At 72.0% G+C, this 19,894-nt stretch carries 19 protein-coding genes; 5 read left to right on the forward strand and 14 right to left on the reverse strand.

Annotated features, from left to right (window positions below; genetic code table 11):
* Window positions 1–2 precede the first annotated feature (2 nt).
* The gene (locus ABD151_RS09325; RefSeq protein WP_343993593.1) at window positions 3–650 is read left to right on the forward strand and encodes a TetR/AcrR family transcriptional regulator; all 648 of its coding nucleotides are present in this window, start codon (window positions 3–5) and stop codon (window positions 648–650) included.
* Here ABD151_RS09325 and ABD151_RS09330 read toward each other — a convergent pair.
* Window positions 637–1,977: an aminotransferase-like domain-containing protein gene (locus ABD151_RS09330; protein ID WP_343993595.1), complete on the reverse strand. Its 1,341-nt coding sequence runs from the start codon at window positions 1,975–1,977 to the stop codon at window positions 637–639. The genes ABD151_RS09325 and ABD151_RS09330 overlap by 14 nt on opposite strands.
* Before the next feature lie 81 nt (window positions 1,978–2,058).
* Between ABD151_RS09330 and ABD151_RS09335 the strand changes: the two genes are divergently transcribed.
* Window positions 2,059–2,754, forward strand: a complete 696-nt coding sequence (locus tag ABD151_RS09335) for a pyridoxamine 5'-phosphate oxidase family protein (RefSeq protein ID WP_343993597.1) — start codon at window positions 2,059–2,061, stop codon at window positions 2,752–2,754.
* 2 nt (window positions 2,755–2,756) lie between these two features.
* On the opposite strand, the gene ABD151_RS09340 is transcribed toward ABD151_RS09335, so the two are convergent.
* Window positions 2,757–3,572, reverse strand: coding sequence for a methyltransferase domain-containing protein (locus ABD151_RS09340; protein ID WP_343993599.1), 816 nt, complete (start codon window positions 3,570–3,572; stop codon window positions 2,757–2,759).
* A gap of 94 nt (window positions 3,573–3,666) precedes the next feature.
* On the opposite strand from ABD151_RS09340, the gene ABD151_RS09345 reads away from it, so the two are divergent.
* Window positions 3,667–4,152, forward strand: a complete 486-nt coding sequence (locus tag ABD151_RS09345) for a MarR family winged helix-turn-helix transcriptional regulator (RefSeq protein ID WP_343993601.1) — start codon at window positions 3,667–3,669, stop codon at window positions 4,150–4,152.
* A 25-nt stretch (window positions 4,153–4,177) separates the two neighbouring features.
* Here the strand turns inward: ABD151_RS09345 and ABD151_RS09350 are convergent, their stop codons facing one another.
* The 11 genes from ABD151_RS09350 to ABD151_RS09400 all read right to left on the reverse strand — a co-directional run bounded on the left by ABD151_RS09350 (window position 4,178) and on the right by ABD151_RS09400 (window position 15,286).
* Entirely contained in the window at window positions 4,178–4,945 is a 768-nt protein-coding gene (locus ABD151_RS09350; RefSeq protein WP_343993603.1) for a hypothetical protein, read from the reverse strand.
* A 134-nt stretch (window positions 4,946–5,079) separates the two neighbouring features.
* Window positions 5,080–6,939, reverse strand: coding sequence for an ABC-F family ATP-binding cassette domain-containing protein (locus ABD151_RS09355; RefSeq protein WP_343993605.1), 1,860 nt, complete (start codon window positions 6,937–6,939; stop codon window positions 5,080–5,082).
* On the reverse strand, window positions 6,939–7,829 hold the full coding sequence (locus ABD151_RS09360) for a 4-(cytidine 5'-diphospho)-2-C-methyl-D-erythritol kinase (protein ID WP_343993607.1): 891 nt from the start codon (window positions 7,827–7,829) through the stop codon (window positions 6,939–6,941). The genes ABD151_RS09355 and ABD151_RS09360 overlap by 1 nt, the downstream gene beginning before the upstream one ends.
* Window positions 7,822–8,757 (reverse strand): 16S rRNA (adenine(1518)-N(6)/adenine(1519)-N(6))-dimethyltransferase RsmA, encoded by a 936-nt coding sequence (rsmA, locus tag ABD151_RS09365; protein ID WP_343993609.1) that lies wholly within the window; start codon window positions 8,755–8,757, stop codon window positions 7,822–7,824. Before rsmA ends, ABD151_RS09360 begins: the two co-directional genes overlap by 8 nt.
* 160 nt (window positions 8,758–8,917) lie before the next feature.
* Window positions 8,918–10,045 (reverse strand): resuscitation-promoting factor, encoded by a 1,128-nt coding sequence (locus ABD151_RS09370; RefSeq protein ID WP_343993611.1) that lies wholly within the window; start codon window positions 10,043–10,045, stop codon window positions 8,918–8,920.
* A gap of 275 nt (window positions 10,046–10,320) precedes the next feature.
* A complete protein-coding gene (locus tag ABD151_RS09375) occupies window positions 10,321–11,205 on the reverse strand; it encodes a TatD family hydrolase (RefSeq protein WP_343993612.1) in 885 nt (294 codons plus the stop codon).
* Window positions 11,202–12,065, reverse strand: a complete 864-nt coding sequence (locus ABD151_RS09380; RefSeq protein ID WP_343993613.1) for an alpha/beta fold hydrolase — start codon at window positions 12,063–12,065, stop codon at window positions 11,202–11,204. Before ABD151_RS09380 ends, ABD151_RS09375 begins: the two co-directional genes overlap by 4 nt.
* A 1-nt stretch (window position 12,066) precedes the next feature.
* Window positions 12,067–12,912: a 16S rRNA (cytidine(1402)-2'-O)-methyltransferase gene (gene rsmI / locus ABD151_RS09385; protein ID WP_343993614.1), complete on the reverse strand. Its 846-nt coding sequence runs from the start codon at window positions 12,910–12,912 to the stop codon at window positions 12,067–12,069.
* A 7-nt stretch (window positions 12,913–12,919) separates the two neighbouring features.
* Window positions 12,920–13,483: a TetR/AcrR family transcriptional regulator gene (locus ABD151_RS09390; protein WP_343993615.1), complete on the reverse strand. Its 564-nt coding sequence runs from the start codon at window positions 13,481–13,483 to the stop codon at window positions 12,920–12,922.
* A gap of 1 nt (window position 13,484) precedes the next feature.
* Entirely contained in the window at window positions 13,485–14,168 is a 684-nt protein-coding gene (locus tag ABD151_RS09395) for an ABC transporter ATP-binding protein (RefSeq protein WP_343993617.1), read from the reverse strand.
* A complete protein-coding gene (locus ABD151_RS09400) occupies window positions 14,165–15,286 on the reverse strand; it encodes an ABC transporter permease (RefSeq protein WP_343993803.1) in 1,122 nt (373 codons plus the stop codon). The genes ABD151_RS09395 and ABD151_RS09400 overlap by 4 nt, the downstream gene beginning before the upstream one ends.
* 117 nt (window positions 15,287–15,403) lie before the next feature.
* Here ABD151_RS09400 and ABD151_RS09405 point away from each other — a divergent pair, with 117 nt between their 5' ends.
* Window positions 15,404–17,071 (forward strand): dolichyl-phosphate-mannose--protein mannosyltransferase, encoded by a 1,668-nt coding sequence (locus ABD151_RS09405; RefSeq protein ID WP_343993619.1) that lies wholly within the window; start codon window positions 15,404–15,406, stop codon window positions 17,069–17,071.
* 62 nt (window positions 17,072–17,133) lie between these two features.
* On the opposite strand, the gene ABD151_RS09410 is transcribed toward ABD151_RS09405, so the two are convergent.
* The gene (locus ABD151_RS09410) at window positions 17,134–18,645 is read right to left on the reverse strand and encodes a copper resistance CopC family protein (RefSeq protein WP_343993621.1); all 1,512 of its coding nucleotides are present in this window, start codon (window positions 18,643–18,645) and stop codon (window positions 17,134–17,136) included.
* A gap of 296 nt (window positions 18,646–18,941) precedes the next feature.
* Here ABD151_RS09410 and ABD151_RS09415 point away from each other — a divergent pair.
* The coding region (locus ABD151_RS09415; protein ID WP_343993623.1) for a hypothetical protein at window positions 18,942–19,894 on the forward strand (953 nt) is incomplete at its 3' end.

Below are 19,894 nucleotides of genomic sequence, written 5' to 3' on the forward strand. Positions count from 1 at the left end.
CGGTGGCCAAGGAGAAGCGCCCCGACGGCGAGAAGCGTGCGCCACGCAGCCGGATGACGGCGGCCGAGCGCCGCGAGCAGCTGATCCAGATCGCCCGACACCTCTTCGCCGAGCGTGGCTTCGACGCCACCTCCGTCGAGGAGGTCGCCGCCCAGGCGAAGGTCTCCAAGCCGGTCGTCTACGAGCACTTCGGCGGCAAGGAGGGGCTCTACGCCGTCGTCATCGACCGCGAGGTCACCCAACTGCTGGGGATCATGCGCTCCGCGTTGAGTGCCGGCACCTCACGCCAGCTCGTGGAGCAGGCGGCACTGGCCCTGCTGGACTACATCGAGCAGCACCCCGACGGGTTCCGGATCCTGGTCCGCGACTCCCCCATCGGCAGCCAGGGCGCGAGCTTCCAGTCGATCATCGGCGACACCACCAGCCGGGTCGAGGGCATCCTGGTCGACCAGTTCAAGGCCCGCGGACTCGACGCCCGCACGGCGCCCATGTACGCACAGATGCTGGTCGGCATGGTCGGCACCACCGGCCAGTGGTGGCTGACCTCCGGCCGCAAGGTCGACCGCCGCGCGGTCGCCGCACACATCGTCAACCTGGCCTGGAACGGGCTCTCCGGCCTGGAGAAGCGGCCGAGCCTCACGATCGAGTGAGCGCTGCGGTCAGCACCTCCAGCGCGCGATCGAGCTCGGCGTCGCTCGGGCCGCCGAAGCCGACCAGCAGCCCGTCCAGCCGGGCCTCGCGGCAGTAGTCGGCGAGCAGGTTGATCCGGAAGCCCGCTGCCGCCATCGCATCGCGGGCCCGTACCGCCCGCTCGGGCTCCACCAGCCAGGTCGAGTACATCCCGGCCACCGGCCCGGCCAGCCGGGCGTGCGGCGACAGCGCGGCCACGACCCTCGCGGAGCGCTCCGCGTAGACCTTGCGCGCAGCCCGGGTGACGGCGTCCACGTGGCCGTCGCGCAGCAGCGTCGCGAAGGCGCGCTGCACCGGCCACGGCGGGACGTCGAAGGTTACCTCGCGATCCGCGAGGACGGCCTCGTGCAGCGCTGCGGGCAGCACCATCCAGCCCAGCCGCAACGACGGGAGCACCGTCTTGGACGCCGTCCCGAGGTAGGCGACGCGCCCCGGAGCCATCGAGGCCAGCGCCGGGACCGGAGCCACGTCGTAGCGGAACTCGGAGTCGTAGTCGTCCTCGATCACCAGGCAGCCGGCCCGCTCGGCCTCCTCCAGCAGGGCCATCCGCTCGGCGGCCGGCATCACGCGTCCGGTCGGGTGTTGGTGCGACGGCGTCACGTAGGCGCCGGCGCAGCCCGCGAGCTGGATCTGCTCGCCGACGCCGACAGGCAGCGAGCGCACCGCGCGCCCGGCGAGCCGGGCGGTCACCACGGCCGCCCGGAAGCCCGGGTCCTCGATCGCGACCTCCCCCGGCCCCAGCGCGGCGAGGAGCTGCCGCACGCCACCGAGGGTGCCGCCGGTGATCAGCACCTGGTCCGGCTCGACGACGAGGCCGCGGGTGCGGCGCAGCCTCTCGGCCAGCGCCTCGCGGAGCTCGGGGATGCCGCCCGGGTTCTCGTAGGCGCGCGGCGGCTCGGCCACCGACACCTCGCGCCACGCCCGTCGCCAGAGCACCGACTGCCCCGGGTCGCGCCACGGCGTGCCGGCGTCCATCATCACCAGCGGCTCCTCGACTGCGCGGCGCCCGGCCGCCGGTGGGTCGCTCGGCACGGCCAGGCCGCCGACCCGCAACCAGGTGCCGGCACCCCGGGCACTGGTCAGCCAGCCCTCGGCGCGCAACTGGTCCCAGGCCTGCTCCGCGACCCCGCGGGAGATCTGGAGGTCGGCGGCAAGCGCACGGGTGCTCGGCAGCCGGGCACCATCACGCAGCGCACCGGTGAGCGCGAGCTCGCGGACCTGGGCGGCGATCTGGGTGGCCAGCGGGCGCGGGTCGGAGCGATCGATGCGTACGGGCAGGGTCGGCATCGGCGGGCTCCTCGATTGGCCTATCGAACTACCCCATCATTGGACCATGTGCCTGGGCCACTTCGGCGCCAGGATGGAGCCATGACCACCGCAGCACTGCAGCCCACCGAACGCTCCACCGTCCGCCGCGGCAAGCACCGCGTCGTCACCGACCGGGCCGTGCTCCACCGGATCCTCGACGACGCCCTGATCGCCCACCTCGGCGTCCAGGCCGGCGATCACCCTGTCGTGTTGCCGGTCGCCTTCGGGGTGGACCCGCACGGTCCCGATGCCGACGGCACGCTCTACGTCCACGGCTCGGTGGCGTCGCACTGGCTGCGCAGCGCGCAGGAGCAGACGGTCTGCGTGACGGTGACCGAGCTCGACGGCCTGGTGCTGGCCCAGAGCGCCTTCAACCACTCGATGAACTACCGGTGCGCCGTCGTCATCGGGGTCGCGCGGCCGGTGCTCGACGCAGCGGAGCGGGAGCGGGCGCTCGCCCTGATCGTCGACCACTCGGTGGCCGGTCGCTCGGCGACCCTGCGCCCGAACACCGCCAAGGAGCTCGCGGCGACCGCCGTCTTCGCGGTCTCGCTGCACGAGGCGTCGGTCAAGGTGCGGGCCGGCGGCCCCGGCGACGAGCCGAACGAGCAGATCCCGGACACCTGGGCCGGCGTCATCCCGCTACGCCGGGTGGCCGACGCCCCGGTCACGGCGGACTACGCCACCGCGCCCATCCCTCCCGAGGTCGCTCAATGTGACCTCAGCGCTCAAAACTCGGCCCAAACCGGACGCTGAGGTCACATGGAGCGGTGGGCGACGACGAAGACCCGGCGGAACGGCAGCAGCACGACGCCGTCGCGCTCGGGGTAGGCGACGGCGAGACGGCGCTTGTACGCGGCAACGAAGTCGTCGCGGAGCTCGTCCGGGACGGCCTCGAGGTAGGGGCGCGCGCCGGTCGCGCTCACCCAGTCGAAGACGGCGTCCTGGCCGTGGAGCACGTGCAGATAGGTGGTCTCCCACGCATCCACCGTGAGCCCCAGCCCCTGCAGGTCGGCGAAGTAGTCGGCCGGATCAGCGGTCGGGCGGTAGTCGACGCCGGCAGTGAAGCGCACGAACGGCTCCTCGGCTGCGAGCTCGCGACACAGGGCATGGCTGGGTGCCCCGTGATTGCCGGGCACCTGGACGGCGAGCCAGCCGCTGGGGCGGACCTTGCCGGCCAGCGCAGGCAGCAGCTCCCGATGCTCAGGCACCCACTGCAGCGTGGCGTTGGAGAGCAGCACGTCGACCTCGCCGGGCTCCGCGGCCCAGCTGCGCAGGTCGGCACAGGCGAAGGAGAGCCTCCTCGCGGTGGACGTCTCGCTGCGCGAAGCGTCGTTGCGCCCACCCTCGCTGCGGGCGGCCTCGGCGGCGGCGACCATCTCCGGACTCGAGTCGATGCCCAGCACCTGCGCCTGCGGCCAGCGCTCGGCGAGGGTGCGCGTGAGGTTGCCCGGACCGCAGCCGAGGTCGACGATCTCGCGCGGCGCGTCGGCGTCGATGCGGGCGACGAGGTCGAAGAACGGGCGCGATCGCTCGTCGCCGTAGCGCAGATAGTGATCGGGACTCCAGGGCATTCCGGGACACCTCCCATTTATCTTGATATCAAGACAACTCTCGCAAGGCCTTATCTCGATGTCAAGATTCTCGACGGTCCGCTAGGATCGGGCCATGCGCGACGAGGTCGACGAACTGGTCGACGCCTGGAATCGGGAGAGGTCCGACCTGGACCTCACCCCCGTTGAGGTGTTCAGCCGGATCAGCAGGCTCTCCCGGCTGCTCGACCTCGCCCGGCGCAAGGCGTTCTCCCAATACGGTATCGAGCTGTGGGAGTTCGACGTGCTGGCCGCACTGCGTCGCGCCGGCGGCGGCTACGAGCTCTCGCCGGGCAAGCTGATCCGCGAGACGCTGGTGACCTCCGGAACGATGACCAACCGGATCGACCGGCTCACCGCCCGAGGCTTCGTCGAGCGTCTGCCCGACCCGCACGACCGGCGCGGGGTCCTGGTCAAGCTCACCCTGGAGGGGCGCGCCGCCGTGGACGGTGCCTTCGAGGCGCTCGTCGACGCCGAGCGCGAGCTGCTCGCCGAGCTGCCCACCGGCGACCGCACCCAGCTGGTCGAGCTGCTGCGGCGCCTGATGACGCCCTTCGCCTGACCCGCCGCGCGCCGTCCGCTGCGGGTCAGCGGACGTCGTGGATCTCCACGTCCAAGGTGTCGTTGGCGCGCTCGCCGCCCAGCGGGACGAGCTCGACCACGATCGCAGCCTGCACGTCGAGCGCGACCTCGAACGCGATCGGGTAGTCCACCCCACGCGGGGCGTCGACGCCGTACTCCACCAGATCGGCGGCCCTGCTCCACAACAGCGGGCAACAGCCGCAGGTCGGGTCGTAGCCCTCGGCGGCAGCCACGGTCGCCCGCCAGGCCGGACGTCCGCGGTGCCTCCCCTCGCGAAGGTCGGTGACGACGGTTCCCTCGCACCGGACGACCTCGTCGTCACGCTCCACGCCGCCGTCGGCCAGCTCCACCGGGTCGAGCATCGCGGCCCAGCGGTAGTTCTCCCAGATCGGCGCGCCGTAGTCGACCCACCAGTCGTCGGGGCGGTGCGCGACCAGCCCATCGAGCCGCACCACCGGCGTCACGTCGCCGGCCCAGCGCACCGGCTGCTCGCTCAACGCGAGCGCGGCCGCGGCAGCCGCTCGATCGCCGTCATCGCTGACCGCGACGCTCAGCAACGTCTGCCCGGCGCCGGCCTCGTGCCGCTCCAGCTGCCGCCGTCCGCTCGCGTCCTTCACGACCAGCTCGGTCACCGCGGGACCGGCCGCACCCGGCCGGCGCACCCACGCCTCGACCGTCTCCTCCATGCCACCGCGCCGCGTCAGGTGCAGGCTCCGCCAACGCCACGGCGAGCTACGCGCCAGCGCCCGGAAGGAGTCCTCACTCAACTGCATGCCACCAGTCTCCGCCTCGCCGCGAACCGCGGCCACCCAATAACAGCTCCGGATAGTCCCTGACGTTTTCGTGGTTTCAGGCCCGAAAAACCACGAAAACGTCAGGGACTATCCCCAAAAGCGACGGATCAGGATCAGTCGAGCAGGTCGGCGGCCTCGAGCCATCCGAGCTCGAGCTCCTCGCGCTCGGTGTGGAGGGGGGTGAGCTCGGCGGAGAGCTCGGCGAGGCGCTGGTAGTCCTGGGCGTGCTCGGCGATCTGGGCGTTGATCGCGGCCTCCAGCTCGGCGATCTTCTCCAGGCGCTTGTCGATCCGGGCGAGGGTCTTCCTCGCGGCCCGCTCCTCGGCGCTGCCGGCGCGGGCCTTGGGCGCCGCGGACGGCGCAGCGCCGGCACCAACCTCGGCTGCACCTGCCGAGCCGCCAGCAGCCGAACCGCCGGCCGCCGAGGCGGGGTCCGCCGCCGGCACCCGGCCCGAGCGTGCCGCCATCGCGACCCGAGCGGCCTCGTTGGCAGCCCGGCGCTCCAGGTACTCGTCGACGCCGCGCGGCAGCATCGAGATCTGCCCGTCGCCGAGCAGCGCCCAGACCGAGTCGGTGACCCGCTCCAGGAAGTACCGGTCGTGGGAGACCACGATCAGGGTGCCCGGCCAGCCGTCGAGGAAGTCCTCGAGCACGTTGAGGGTCTCGATGTCGAGGTCGTTGGTCGGCTCGTCGAGGAGCAGCACGTTCGGCTCGTCGAGCAGCAGCCGCAGCAGCTGGAAGCGCCGCCGCTCCCCGCCGGAGAGGTCGCCGAGCCGTGCCGTCAGCCGGTCCCCGGTGAAGCCGAAGCGCTCCAGCATCGAGCTCGCACTGATCTCGCCCTCGGCGGTGCGGGTGATCGCCCGGATCGACTCGACGGTGGCCAGCACCCGGGCATCCGGGTCGACCTCGTCGAGCTGCTGGGTCAGGTGTGCCAACGCGACCGTGCGGCCGTGCTTGACCTTGCCCACGTCGGGAGCCAGCGCCCCCGACAGCAGCGCCAGCATCGACGACTTGCCGGCACCGTTGACGCCGACGATCCCGATCCGGTCGCCCGGGCCGATCCGCCAGGTGGCGTGGTCGAGCAGCTGACGCTCTCCGCGGGACAGGTCGACGTCCTCGACGTCGATCACGTCCTTGCCGAGGCGCTGCGTGGCGAAGCGCTGCAGCTCGAGGCGGTCGCGCGGCGGCGGCACGTCCTCGATCAGGGCGTTGGCGGCGTCGATGCGGAACTTGGGCTTCGAGGTGCGCGCCGGGGCACCGCGGCGTAGCCAGGCGAGCTCCTTGCGCATCAGGTTCTGGCGCCGCACCTCCGAGGCCGCGGCCTGGCGCGAGCGCTCGGCCTTGGCCAGCACGAACGCCGCATAGCCGCCCTCGTAGGAGTCGACCTCGCCGTCGTGCACCTCCCAGGTGCGCTGGCAGACGGCGTCGAGGAACCAGCGGTCGTGGGTGACCACGATCAGCGCCGACGGCAGCCCGGTCAGGTGCTGGGCCAGCCAGGCGACCGCCTCCACGTCGAGGTGGTTGGTCGGCTCGTCCAGGATCACCAGGTCGTGCTCGTCGAGCAGCAGTGCGGCCAGCGAGCAGCGCCGGCGCTCGCCGCCGGAGAGGCCGAGCACCGAGCGGTCCAGGTCGATCCCGGTGAGCAACTCGGCGACCACCTCGCGGGTGACCGCCTCGCCGGCCCACTCGTGGTCGGCCTTGCCGCGCAGCACCGCCTCGCGCACGGTGTGCGTGTCGTCGAGCTCGTCGCCCTGGTGCAGGTAGCCGATGTGCAGGCCACGATTGCGCGAGACCCGGCCCGTGTCCGGCTCCTCGATCCCGGCCAGCACCTCCAGCAGCGTGGTCTTGCCGCCGCCGTTGCGGCCGACGATGCCGATCCGCTCCCCCACCGCGATGCCCAGCGAGACGTCGCTGAGCAGCGGCCGGATGCCGTAGGACTTGGAGACCCGCTCCAGGTTGATCAGGTTCGCCATCAGCAGATCACCGCTCCGGGCACAGGGCCGTGGGCACGACGGGCGCGACCGAAGCGGCCCAGCGCTGCGGCCACCCGATCGGCGTGCGAGGCGTCCTCGGCGAGGAAGAGACAGGTCGGACCGGAGCCGGAGACCAGGGCGGCCAGCGCGGAGGCGGCGATCCCGGCCGCCAGCGGCTCGGCGAGGTCCGGTCGCAGCCGGAGCGTGGCGGGCTGCAGGTCGTTGCCCACCGCAGCCGCCAGCCCGGACGTCGACCCCTCGGCGAGCGCCTTGAGCAGCTCGGCGGGGATCACCGGGTCGGGCACCTCGGCGCCCGCGTGCAGCAGGTCGAACTCGGCATAGGCGGCCGGCGTCGAGACGCCGAAGTCGAAGGTCAGCACGACCCACTCGTAGTGCCCGGCGTCGGCCAGCGGCTCGACGATCTCGCCGCGGCCGTGGCCGGTCGCCGATCCCCCGTAGAGGGCGAACGGGACGTCCGAGCCCAGCTCGGCGGCGAAGCGGGCCAGGGTGGCGCGGTCGTGGCCGAGGCCCCACAGCTCGTTGCAGGCGACCAGGGTCGCTGCCGCATCGGCGGAGCCACCGGCAAGGCCGCCCGCGACCGGGATCCCCTTGTCCAGGTGCAACGCGACGCCCCGCGGCTCCTCGCCGGCGAGCAGCCGCGCGGCCCGCAGTGCCAGGTTGGACTCGTCGAGCGGCACCCCGGAGACGTCGACGCCGTCACGCCCCGAGCAGGTCAGCGACCAGGTGTCGGCGTCGGTCGCGGTGACCCTGCTGTAGAGCGAGAGCGCCTGATAGGCGGTGGCCAGCGGATGGAACCCGTCGGCACGCACCGGCCCGACCCCGAGGTGCAGGTTGATCTTGGCCGGTGCCTGGACGGTCACCTCAGCCATCGACGCCTCCACCGGCCGAGCCGGCACCCTCGGCCTCGGCGCCGGCCTCCTGCGACTGCCCCTGGGCCGCGAGCGCCTCGGCGATCGCCACGAACTGCTCGATGGTCAGCACCTCGCCGCGCACCTGCGGGTCGATGCCGGCGGCGATCAGCGCCGCCTCGGCCGCCTCGCCGCTGCCGACCAGGTTCTTCAGGGTGGAGCGCATCGTCTTGCGGCGCTGGGCGAAGGCGGTGTCGATGACGGCGAAGACCGCCTCGCGGGCGACCGTCGTCGACGGCGGCGCGGCGCGCTTGGTCCACGCCACCAGGCCGGAGTCGACGTTCGGCGCCGGCCAGAAGATGTTGCGCCCGATCGCACCGGCACGGCGGACGTCGGCGAACCAGGCGGCCTTGACCGACGGCACCCCGTAGACCTTGGAGCCCGGCGCGGCCGCGAGCCGGTCGGCGACCTCCGCCTGCACCATCACCAGGCCGCGCTCGAGCGAGGGCACCAGGGCGAGCAGGTGCAGCAGCACCGGGACCGAGACGTTGTAGGGCAGGTTCGCGACCAGCGCGGTGGGCGCCGGCCCCGGGATCTCGGTGACCCGCAACGCGTCGCCGCGGACCAGGCTGAACCGCTCGACGGCGTCCGGCGCGAACTCGGCGATGGTGCTGGGCAGCGCATCGGCGAGGGCGTCGTCGATCTCGATGGCGACCACGCGGGCGCCGGTCTCGAGCAGGGCCAGGGTCAGCGAGCCGAGGCCCGGGCCCACCTCGATCACCACGTCCTCGGCACCGATGCCGGACTCGCGCACGATGCGGCGCACCGTGTTCGGGTCGATGACGAAGTTCTGGCCCTTCTGCTTCGTCGGGCGGATGTCGAGCGCGGCAGCGAGGGCCCGCACCTCCGCCGGCCCGAGCAAGCGCACAGCGGCGGGGGTCTCTGACATGGGCTCCAGCCTAGTCGGCGAAGACGCCGTCCCAGGTTTCGGGGAGACGGGTCCACCTTTCGCACGAAGCTGTGTCTGGGCGGGCTCGGAGAACGCCGACGGCGTCACCCGCACCGAGGAATGCTCGTTGCGGACGACGCCGTCGTGATGTGACAGGTGCTCAGCGCAGGCCGAGCTTGGCCGAGCAGTGCGGCCACTGGCCCCAGCCGGCGCGCTGCTGCAGGATCTGGCCGCGCTTGATCTGCTCCTCGCGGCTGTGCTGGTGCGGGAGGCCGGTGCCGCCCACGGCACGCCAGGTGGAGGCGCTGAACTGCAGGCCGCCGTAGTAGCCGTTGCCGGTGTTGGTGGCCCAGTTGCCGCCGGACTCGCACTGCGCGAGACGGTCCCAGACCGAGTTGCCCGGCGCGTAGTTGGTCTCCACCGGACGCTTCTTGGTGCCGACCTTGACCACCTTGTCGACCGGCTTGCGGGTGACCGCGGCGGTGACGACGGTGCGCTTGTGCAGCTCGCCGTTGCGGAAGACCAGGCGGTAGGTGACGTCGCGCAGGCCGTGACGTCCGTCCTTGAGGATCTCCGACTCGTCGTCGAACATCGCGGCGTCGCTGCGCTCGACGGTCTCGAAGGCGATCTCCTCGTCGGAGACCTTGCGGGTCTCGACGCGCACCTTGGTGACCACGATCTTGTCGCCGTCACCGAGCTCGGCGTCGGCGGCCGGCTTGACCAGGTCGTCGTCGTCGACCTTGAGCTCGAGCTCCTTGAGGGCGTCGGCGACGGTGAGCGCGGCCACCGTGCGGGTGATCGGCTTGTCGCCGGCGAAGTGCACGGTCAGCTTCTTGGGGGTCGCCACCTCCAGCGCCAGGCCGTCGCGCCCGATGCTGGCACTACGGCTGGCGGAGAGGTCCGCGCCGCGGAAGCGCAGGCCGATCTCGGCAAGTGCGCTGTTCACGTCGGTCGAGTTGACCCAGTAGGTCTTGAGGTCGCCGTCGACGGTGAGGTCGAGCGGCCGCCCGAACTTCACCGAGATCCGGGTCCCGTCGGTGACCTTCTCGTCGAGGCCGGGTAGGACCACGTCCTTGTCGGTGACCTCGATGCCCTCGTCGTCGAGGACGTCCGCGACGGTTCCCTGCATGGTCGAGACCGTGCGGGTCTCACCGTCGAGGGTGAGGGTGACGTCCTTGTTCAGGGTGGCGTAGCCGATGATGGTGCCGGCGACCGCGAGGATCACGGCGGCGACCAGGCCGACCAAGAGGGCTTTGCTCTTGGCGAGGCGTGCGATTCGAGTGCGCACGTATCTCCAGACTTCGTACTCCCCGGGCCTCGGGAACCAGCGCGGTGCTGCTCATGCGCTGATCGGTTGCTCCCACCCGATCCCGGCCAACAAGCATCGACTGTAAGCACGGTTTTCCGGGCAGTGCAAACTCCGGGTATACCCACCGAGACACCGAAACGCTCGAACACCTGCCCGAGCACCCGCATAACCGCAGGTCAGAGCCACTATTTCAGATTAAATCGAAAAGTCGATCTATATTGTCTAGCTTGCTCCGCGCTAACTCGCGCTAGCGGCTACCAGGCTCCGTAGACCCGCTCGGTGTTCTCCTCCAGCGCCGCGCACACCTCGGCGAGGTCCCGACCGGTCACCTCCGCCATCGTCCGCACCGTGAGCGGGATCAGGTAGCCGGCGTTCGGCCGCCCCCGGTACGGGTGCGGCGTGAGGAAGGGCGCGTCGGTCTCGACCAGCATCCGATCGGCCGGCGTCAGCGCCAGCGCCTCGCGCAGCGGGCCCGCGTTCTTGAAGGTGACGGTGCCCGCGAAGCTGAGGTGTCCGCCCAGATCCAGGCAGCGCCGGGCGAAGTCGGCGTCCCCGGAGAAGCAGTGCATCACCCAGTGTTCGGGCAGGCCCTCCGACTCCAGCACCCGCAGGATGTCGTCGTGCGCATCGCGGTCGTGGATCATCAACGGCTTGCCGAGCCGCTTGGCCAGGTCGATGTGGCGGCGGAAGGACTCCTCCTGCGCCGCGCGACCCTCGAGGCCGGTGCGGAAGTGGTCGAGCCCGGTCTCCCCCACCGCGCGGACGACGTCGTGCCCGGCCAGCTCCTCGATCTCGGCGAGCGCGTCGTCGAGCTCGCCACGCTCCGCGAGCACCGGCGCCTCGTTGGGGTGCAGCGCGACCGCGGCCACCAGCTGGGGGTAGCGCTGCGCGGCGTCGACGGCCCAGCGCGCGCCGGGCAGGTCGCAGCCGACCTGCACCGCACGGAGCACGTTGACCTCGGCCGCCGCGTCCAGCGCCTGCTGCGCGGTGAACGGGGAGACGCCGTCGCCGATGTCGAGATGGGTGTGGTTGTCGGTCACCGGCAGCGGCAACGGCTCGGGTGCCGGCGGCCGGCTCAGGTCGCGGCGACCGCCGTTCTCCGCAGTGGCGGCGCGGCTGCGCCGGGGCTGCTCGCTCATGCACCCGCCGCGGGATCGGGGCGGGCGGGACCGGTGCGGTCGAGGATCGCCTCGGCGAGCACGTCGGGGGCCTGGTCCGGGATCCAGTGGCTGACGCCGTGCAGGATCTCCAGGCGGTAGTCACCGGTGACGAAGCGCTCGGTGAGCTCGGCCCCCTTGCGGACCAGGGCGACGTCGTCGGTGCTCCAGACCATGGTGGTCGGCACGGCGACCTTGCCGGCGCTGGCGCGCAGATCGGTCAGCGGCAGTGCGCGGTACCAGGCCAGCCCGCCCGGAAGCGCGCCGTCCTCGACGATCTCGCGCTGGAAGGTGCGCACCATCTCCGCGTCCATCCCCGAGCGGCGCAACGCGACGGCCAGCTGGCGCGGCGCGCGGCGCGAGATCAGCTCCATCGCGCCGGTGATGTTGAACAGCGCCATGTACCAGGAGTGGAACAGCTGGGTGCTGGAGGTCATCGACTTCAAGAAGGCGCCCGGATGCGCCACCGAGACCGCGGTCAGGGTGCGGATCGAGTCGGGGTGCTCGGCGGCCACCGACCAGGCCACGATCGCGCCCCAGTCGTGGCCGACCAGGTGCACCGGCTCGCCGATCCGCTCGATCAGCGCCGCGACGTCGGCGACCAGCTCCGGCACCCGATAGGGCTTGCGGCCCTTCGGCCGGGCGCCCGGCGAGTAGCCCCGCTGGTCGGGGGCGAAGGTGCGGAACCCGGCCGCGTGCAGGTGGGCGGCCACCTTGTCCCACGACGAGCCGCGCTGCGGGAACCCGTGCAGCAGCACCACCGGGACGCCGTCGATCGGGCCGGTGTCGCGCACCAGGAACTCGAAGCCGGCATGGGTGAAGGTGTCGATCCGTTGGCTCATCTCAGCTCCTGTGCACCGCGTCGTAGACCTCGCGCTTCGGCACACCCGCTCGGCGCGCCACATCGAGGATTGCATCCTTGCGGGTCATCCCGACGCTTTCCAGGTCTGCGACCAGAGTTCTCCACTGATCCGGGTCCTGACCCACCTCGGCAACCGGCTCGGCGCCGGTGACCACGATGGTCACCTCGCCGCGCACGCCGTCGGCGGCCCAGGAGACCAGCTCGGCCAGGGGTCCGCGACGGACCTCCTCATGGGTCTTGGTCAGCTCACGGCAGACGGCGGCGGCCCGGTCCGCGCCGAACGCCTCCGCCATCGCGGCCAAGGCCGCCTCGGTGCGGTGCGGCGCCTCGAAGAAGACCATCGTGCGCGGCTCGCGGGCCAGGTCGGCGAGCCGGCGTCCGCGCTCTCCGGCCTTGCGGGGCAGGAATCCCTCGAAGGTGAAGCGGTCCACCGGCAGCCCGCTGACGGCGAGCGCGGTGAGCACCGCACTCGGCCCCGGCACCGCGGTCACCTCGATCTCCTCCAGCACCGCGGCCGCCACCAGCCGGAAGCCCGGGTCGGAGACGCTGGGCATGCCGGCGTCGGTGACCAGCAGCACCCGCTCCCCGGCCAGCAGGGCCTCGACCAGGCTCGGCGTGCGGGCGCTCTCGTTGCCCTCGAAGTAGGAGACGACCCGCCCGGTCGGCGTGACGCCGAGGTCGGTGCAGAGCCGGCGCAGCCTGCGGGTGTCCTCGGCGGCGATCACATCGGCACGCTCGAGCTCGCTCGCCAACCGGGACGACGCGTCCTCGACGCGACCGATCGGCGTCGCCGCCAGGACCAGGACACCAGGGGTGGGAGCACTCACCCGACGATCATCGCAGGCCGGCGCAGTAGGGCAGCAGCAGGCGCTCGATCGTCGCGCGCACCTCGGCCAGCGAGCGGCCGTCCTCGATCATCCGCGAGCCGGAGTAGACCCAGGCCTGCACCAGCTCGGCCGCCGTGGTGTCGCCGCCGAGCGCCTCGTCGAGCGGACGCCGCAGGTCGTCGTGCAGCGCCTTGCTGGCGTCGGTGAGCCGCGACGGCGCGTTCACCGCGAGCCCCCGCAACACCGCGTGCTCCCCCTCGGCCACCAGCTCCAGGTTGGCCACCACGTAGGCGATCACCCGGCCACCGCGGTCGTCGGCCTTGTCCATCTCGGCGTTGACCCGCTCGGCCCAGCGCGGGAAGAGGTCCACCACCAGCGCATCGAGCAGGTCGTCCAGGGACGCGTAGTACTGGTAGAGGTTGGTGCGCGCCATCCCCGCCTCGCGGGCCACCGCGGAGAGGGTCAGCGAGGTGCCCTCGGTGGCGAGCAGCCGCCGCGCGGCGTTCAGGATCGCGCGCTCGGTCTGCTCGCGATGCTCGGCCACCGTGGCCGCGCTGATCCGCGGAGCCATCTCACCCCTCCTGCTCGCTCAGCCTTCCGTCCTCCATGACCAGCACCCGGTCGCAGTACTCCAGCACGTCATGGTCGTGGGTCACCATGATGGTCGCGATGCCGTGCTCATGGGTCTCCTTGGCCAGCAGTTGGACGATCTCGTGGCTGCGCGCCCGGTCCAGGGCGGCGGTCGGCTCGTCGACCAGCAGCACCGCCGGATCGGCGATCAGCGCCCGGGCGATGCCGACCCGCTGACGCTCACCACCGGAGAGCTGGTGCGGGCGACGGTCCGCCTTGTGCTCCAGCCCGACCTCGGCCAGCAGCTCCGCCGGACTTCGCTGGGCGCCGTTGCGGCCGGCACCGAAGGTTGCGGGCAGCCGCAGCTGATCGGCCGCCGTCAGCGAGGGCAGCAGGTTGCCGCTCTGGAAGACGAAGCCGATCAGCTCGCGGCGCAGCCGGGTCAGCTCCTTGCGCGAGCGTCCGGTCAGCGTCTCGCCGCCCACCACCACGGTGCCGCTGGTCGGCGTGCTCAGCCCGCCCGCAACGGCGAGCAGGCTGGACTTGCCCGATCCCGACGGCCCGAGGATGGCGATCAGCTCACCCGGCTCCACGGTGAGGTCGACGTGGTCGAGCGCGGTCACCGTCTCCTCGCCGTCCCCGAGGGTGAGGACGACGTCGCGCAGTTCGATCCTGCTGGTCTTCATCGGTTCGCTCCCAACGCGGTCAACGGGTCGACACGGGTGATCCGGACGATCGCCGCAGCGGCGCCGGCCAGGCCCAGCACGATCAGCAGCACGGCGGCCAGGACCACCGGTCCGGCGACCAGGGCGAACGGCATCGCCGTGCCCTGCAGCAGCGCGCCGAAGCCGACGCCCACGCCGACGCCGATGCCGACCGCGGCCAGCAGCAGCAACAACGCCTGGCCGAGGCCGTCGCGCAACAGGTAGCCGGTGGAGGCGCCCATCGCGCGCAGCACCGCGATCTCGCCCTTGCGGTGGATCGTCAGCACGGTGAAGAAGGCGCCGGCGACGAGCGCGCAGATCGCGTAGAGGAAGACCTGGATCATCATCAGCGTGCTGGTCTCCGCGGTGAAGCCGGGCGAGGCGTCGTAGGACTCGCGCTGGGTCAGCGACTCCGTCCCGGCCGCCTCGTCCCCGGCGGCGGTGTCGTCGGGACCGTCGACGGCGACCGCGGTGATCTCGTGCTGCTGGCGCTCGTTGAGCTGACCGGCATCGTTGACGCCGGCCTTGGCCAACCGCCAGGTGTCGAGCGGCACGTAGGCCATGTCGACGTGGCCGAAGGTGTTCTGCTCGGCCATCACGCCGACCACCCGCAGGCTCAGATCGCTGTGCTCCAAGGTGATCGTGTCGCCGATCGACACGCCCTCCTTCTCCACCAGGTGCGAGCTGACCACGATCCCGTCGGTCGCGCCGAACTCCTCGCCCTTCGCCGACCGCGGCGCGACGAAGGTGCCCGGCTCGACGCCGATCAGCGCGAGGTCCACCTCCACGCCGTCCGCAGTGGCGCCGTTGACCAGCGCCAGGCCGAACGGGGCGGCGTCCTTGACGCCGTCCTGCTCCTGCCAGACGGCGACGGCGTCCTCGTCGACGACGCTGCGGGTGAAGGCGGAGTCGTGCTGGACGCCCTTCTCGAAGGCGAGCGAGGTGATCGGCAGGTTCTGCAGACCGGAGACGCCGTCCTTGACCAGCCCCTGGGAGAGACCGGAGAGCAGGACCATCAGCACGGCGATCAGGGAGATCACCGCGCCCATCAGCACGAAGCGGGTGCGCCCGAAGCGCAGATCACGGAGCGCGAGGAACATCAGCGCCACCAGGGAGAGGTTGTCGACACCATGTCGGTATCTTAGCGACGCAGTGTCGGCAACCGTAGGTGGCGCTGGTCACGCGAGCAGCCACCACGGCTTGCGTAGTCTTCGGGCGTGAGCACGCCGACGCCGACCGATCCCGCTGGCGCGCCCACCCCTGCCCGGCACCGTCACCTCGACCCCTCCGCCCCCAGCGGACCGCGGCCCTTGGCGAGCTGGGGCGCCGGCATCTCGCTGGCGCTCTTCGCCTTCTTCCTGCGGGTCTGGCGACTCGGCGAGCCGCGCGAGTTCTCCTTCGACGAGACCTACTACGCCAAGGACGCGTGGTCGTTGGCGCACTTCGGCTATGTGCGCAAGGCGACCGAGGACGCCAACGATCAGATCCTCAGCGGGCAGACCACCGGCGTCTGGCTCGACGAGCCCAGCCTGACCGTGCACCCCGACGTCGGCAAGTGGATGATCGCGGCCGGCGAGAAGCTGTTCGGGATGGACCCGTTCGGCTGGCGGATCAGCGCGGCCGTGATCGGCTCGCTGATGGTGCTCGTGATGTTCCGCCTGGTGCTGCGACTGACCGGCTCGATGCTGCTGGGTGCGTTCGCCGCCCTGCTGCTCTGCTTCGACGGCATGCACCTGGTGCTGTCGCGCCTGGCCCTGCTCGACATCTTCCTCTCCTTCTGGATCCTCTGCGCGGTCGCCGCACTGGTCGCCGACCGGGACTGGACCCGCGCCCGGATGGCGCGCTGGGACGGAACCGGCGACTGGGGTCCGCTGCGCGGCCTGTGGTGGCGGCCCTGGCGACTGGCCGCCGGCATCTGCTTCGGTCTCGCGATCGGGGTCAAGTGGAGCGCGCTGTACCCGCTGGCCGCCTTCGGCATCCTGGTCTGGCTCTGGGACGCCGGCGCCCGGCGCCGGCTCGGGGTCCGGATGGCCGTGCTGCGCTCCGCACTGGTCGACGCGGTGCCCGCCTTCGGCTACCTCGTGGTGGTGGCCGGCCTGGTCTACGTGGCCTCCTGGGGCGGCTGGCTGGCGAACGCCCACGAGTACGAGGAGAACCTCTCCAGCACCCAGTACACGGGCTTCGTGAAGGAAGGCCCCGACTGCAAGCACGTCAGCGACGACGACGCCACCTGGCCCACCGCTACCGAGCCGGATGCCAGTGGCCCGGCAGAGCTGGTGCAGTCGCTGCGCTCGCTCTACCACTACCACCGCGACCTCTACACGTTCCACACCCACTACCTGAACTGCTCCGAGCACACCTACCAGTCGGACCCGCGCGGCTGGCTGCTGGTCAACCGGCCGGTGGGCGTCAACGTGGAGAACAACATCGCCCCCGGCACCCAGGGCTGCGACGCGGCGCCGGACTCGCACTGCCTGCGCCAGGTGCTGCTGATCGGCACGCCGGTGCTGTGGTGGGGCGGCGCGGTCGCGCTGATCTTCGCCGCGGTGATGTGGGTGGGCAGGCGCGACTGGCGCTACGGCGTCGCCGTGGTGGGGACCCTGACCCTGTGGCTGCCCTGGGAGCTCAACGACGAGCGCCCGATCTTCAGCTTCTACGCCTCCGCCTTCCTGCCGTTCCTGGTGATCGCGCTGGCACTGGCCGCCGGGCACCTGCTCGGCCCGGACCGAGGGCCGTCACGACGGCGCACACTGGGCACCATCGTGGTCGGCTCCTTCTTCCTCCTCGTGCTGTTGAACTTCGCCTGGTTCTGGCCGATCTGGACCAATGGCCTGCTCACCCACTCCGAGTGGCTGGACCGGATGTGGTTCCAGCGCTGGATCTAGCTCGATGTGACCTCAGCGCGCATCTTCGTCGCGATTTCGCGCGCTGAAGTCACATTGAGCGGTCAGGGGGCGATCGGGACCTCGACGCTGAGCACCGGACTCTCGTAGCGCGAGAGCGGGAGCGCCAGGTCGAGGCGCCAGGTGCCGTCGTCGGAGAGCACGGTGGTGATCAGGTTGGTCTCGCCGACCGGGTGCAGCTCGCCGCCCACCCGGCTCTCGCCATGCCGCGCGGTCAGGGTGGCCGGCGCGGCGAGCGGCACCCAGGCACCGCGTGGATCGCGCACCGTCACCTCGACCTGGTTGACGCCGACCCGCGCCGGTGCGACCCGGACCCGCACCTCGAGGTCCCCGTGCGTGGCGGCGCGCTCGACCACCAGCGGGGCGTCGTCGCTCGGCCTGGGCGAGGCCTCGCCGAGCACACCGGTCGCGACCAGCACGCCGACCAGCAGGCAGGCCTCCAGGCGCAGGCCCCCGGCGCCTGGCATGGCCGGGTCGCTGCCCCGGAGCCGGAGCCGCTGGGAGAGCCCGAGCAGCGCCGCCGCGGCGACCAGCACGACCTTGAGCACCAGCACCCGTCCGTGGTCCGTCTCGGCCAGATCGCTCCAGGAGTCGTAGATCGTGGTCGCCAGCAGGACGCCGGCGCCGGTGACCACCAGCAGTGCGAGCCAGGCCCGGGTGGCGAACCGGGCCAGCGCCGCTCCCCCGCCCAGCGCAAGAGCGAGCACCCCGCCCGCCCAGATCGCTCCCGCTCCCGCATGCAGGACGGTGGCCACCCCTGCCAGCCACGGGTGCTCGGCCGCACGGCTGTGGCCGACGGCGGCCAGACCACCGAGCACCAGGGCCCCGCCGAGCAGCGCCGCACCGGCCCGCGCCCGGGCGCCTGCCCACCCGTCCTCTACCCAACCCCGCCAGGCACCGGCGACCAGCAGCGCCGCACCCAGCACGACCAGGACCGCGGCGACCACCTCCGAGGCGAGCACCCGGTCGATCTCGCGACTCACCAGCACCGCCCTGGCCACCACCGCTGCCGACGCAACGGCGGCGCCGGCCAGCAGCACCCGGCGCGCCCGGCGGCGGGCCCGCTCGTGGACCAGCAGGGTCCGCGACCAGGCCAGCCCGACCGCCAGCAGGGCACCCACCACCAGCAGCACGCCGAGCACCGTGTACAGCACCGCCCGGTCGTCGTCGACGGCGGCGCTCACCACCACCGCCGAAGGCTCGCCGATCGAGAACGGCAACGAGCCGCGGATCGTGTGCCCATCGCTGGAGACCACCCGCCAGCTCAGCACGTGCGTGCCGCGCTGCGGCAGCTCGGGCAGCTCGGCGATGACCACCTTCCCGCCACCGCGCAGCGCCACCGTGAGCGCCCGGCCGTCGGGCTGCACCAGCTCGACGGCACGAGCCGGCGCGACCGACTCGGAGAACTGGAGCCGGACCGTCTCCGGTGCCTGCTCGAGCACCGCGCCCGGCACCGGGTCGGTGTCGACCAGCGAGGCATGCGCGTAGGCGGGCGCCGGCAGCGCCAGCGCGAAGCACAGCGCCAGCATCGCGCCCAACGCTCTCAGCGCACGCATCATGAGGACCTCCCTGGAATCGCGAGACAGTGCCGCAACCTTGACCGCGCCACATTTCGCCCGCACGGAGACTCTATTGCTCCCGCGTGACCGGCACCGGCTTATTGTGAACTCGGGAAGAATCCAAATGAGACCGAGAGCGATGCCCCATCAATGGGCCTGTCTCAATTGGATTCTCGTCGGTTTCACCGCAAGCGCCGCGAAGGCAGCAGCCACGAAACAATGCCTACCCGATTCGGTAACAACGGCGATCAAGGCTTCTGGAACCCAACTTTTCGCACCCGTTGAGGAGCCCCATGCGCCCCACGAAGAAGCAGTCTCGCGGCCTCGGCCGGTCGGTGCTCGCACCGCTGGCCGTGGCCGCCCTCACCACCACCGCGCTGGCCGCCCCGACCTTGAGCCTGCCCGCCGCCGCCGACACGACCTCCTCGATCGCAGGACATGTCACCGAGACCGGACACGTGATCTCGACCGGCGTCGACGTCTGGCTCTACACCGCCGAGGACGTGTTCGTCGCCGACACGGTCACCGACGGCGCCGGCAACTTCAGCTTCGCCGGCGTCGAGGCGGGTCAGTACAAGATCCGCTACGAGAACCAGAACGAGGCCGTCGAGGAGTGGTGGCACAACCAGCCGACGATGGCGACCGCGAGCCTGTTGCCGGTGGGCAAGGGCGAGCAGGTGCGCGCGGACGCCTACCTGAGCGCGGTCGCTGAGAACCTCACCCGGCCGACCGTCAGCGGTCTCGCGCAGGTCGGCCAGCAGCTGAGCGCGACCGACGGCACCTGGTATCCGGTGCCCACCCAGCTCAGCTACCAGTGGCTGCGCGGAAGCGCCCCGATCTCCGGCGCGACCGCTGCCTCCTACACCGTCACCGCTGCCGACGCGGGCTCCACGCTGCGCGTCCAGGTCACCGTGCACCGGGTCGGCCGCACCGAGTCGGCCACCAGCCTGCCGACCGCCGCGGTCCCCGGAACGCCGCCGGGACCGGAGGTCCCTGGAACGCCGGACCCCGAGGCGCCGTCGGTGGTGAGCGCTCCGGTCCTGAGCGGCACCGCGCGGGTCGGCGCCACCCTGAGCGGCAGCACCGGCGCCTGGTCCCCCGCCCCGGCCACGCTCACCCGCCAGTGGCTGCGCAACGGCAGCCCGATCGGCGGCGCCACCACCGCCAGCTACCGGGCCACCAGCGCGGACGCCGGGAAGCGGCTCTCGCTGCGCACCACCGCCACCGGCCCCGGCGGCTCCACCAC

Origin of the sequence: Nocardioides dubius (assembly GCF_039528155.1) — a bacterium.
GTDB lineage: Bacteria > Actinomycetota > Actinomycetes > Propionibacteriales > Nocardioidaceae > Nocardioides > Nocardioides dubius.

What these genes read in the sequence shown, in the direction of transcription:
- ABD151_RS09395 (WP_343993617.1), bottom strand. Translation starts at nt 14,168, where the DNA reads ATGAAGACCAGCAGGATCGAACTGCGCGACGTCGTCCTCACCCTCGGG.
- ABD151_RS09410 (WP_343993621.1), bottom strand. Translation starts at nt 18,645, where the DNA reads ATGCGTGCGCTGAGAGCGTTGGGCGCGATGCTGGCGCTGTGCTTCGCG.
- ABD151_RS09390 (WP_343993615.1), bottom strand. Translation starts at nt 13,483, where the DNA reads ATGGCTCCGCGGATCAGCGCGGCCACGGTGGCCGAGCATCGCGAGCAG.
- ABD151_RS09350 (WP_343993603.1), bottom strand. Translation starts at nt 4,945, where the DNA reads ATGCAGTTGAGTGAGGACTCCTTCCGGGCGCTGGCGCGTAGCTCGCCG.
- ABD151_RS09360 (WP_343993607.1), bottom strand. Translation starts at nt 7,829, where the DNA reads ATGGCTGAGGTGACCGTCCAGGCACCGGCCAAGATCAACCTGCACCTC.
- rsmA (WP_343993609.1), bottom strand. Translation starts at nt 8,757, where the DNA reads ATGTCAGAGACCCCCGCCGCTGTGCGCTTGCTCGGGCCGGCGGAGGTG.
- ABD151_RS09380 (WP_343993613.1), bottom strand. Translation starts at nt 12,065, where the DNA reads ATGAGCCAACGGATCGACACCTTCACCCATGCCGGCTTCGAGTTCCTG.
- ABD151_RS09330 (WP_343993595.1), bottom strand. Translation starts at nt 1,977, where the DNA reads ATGCCGACCCTGCCCGTACGCATCGATCGCTCCGACCCGCGCCCGCTG.
- ABD151_RS09335 (WP_343993597.1), top strand. Translation starts at nt 2,059, where the DNA reads ATGACCACCGCAGCACTGCAGCCCACCGAACGCTCCACCGTCCGCCGC.
- ABD151_RS09340 (WP_343993599.1), bottom strand. Translation starts at nt 3,572, where the DNA reads ATGCCCTGGAGTCCCGATCACTATCTGCGCTACGGCGACGAGCGATCG.
- ABD151_RS09355 (WP_343993605.1), bottom strand. Translation starts at nt 6,939, where the DNA reads ATGGCGAACCTGATCAACCTGGAGCGGGTCTCCAAGTCCTACGGCATC.
- ABD151_RS09400 (WP_343993803.1), bottom strand. Translation starts at nt 15,286, where the DNA reads ATGTTCCTCGCGCTCCGTGATCTGCGCTTCGGGCGCACCCGCTTCGTG.
- ABD151_RS09345 (WP_343993601.1), top strand. Translation starts at nt 3,667, where the DNA reads ATGCGCGACGAGGTCGACGAACTGGTCGACGCCTGGAATCGGGAGAGG.
- ABD151_RS09375 (WP_343993612.1), bottom strand. Translation starts at nt 11,205, where the DNA reads ATGAGCGAGCAGCCCCGGCGCAGCCGCGCCGCCACTGCGGAGAACGGC.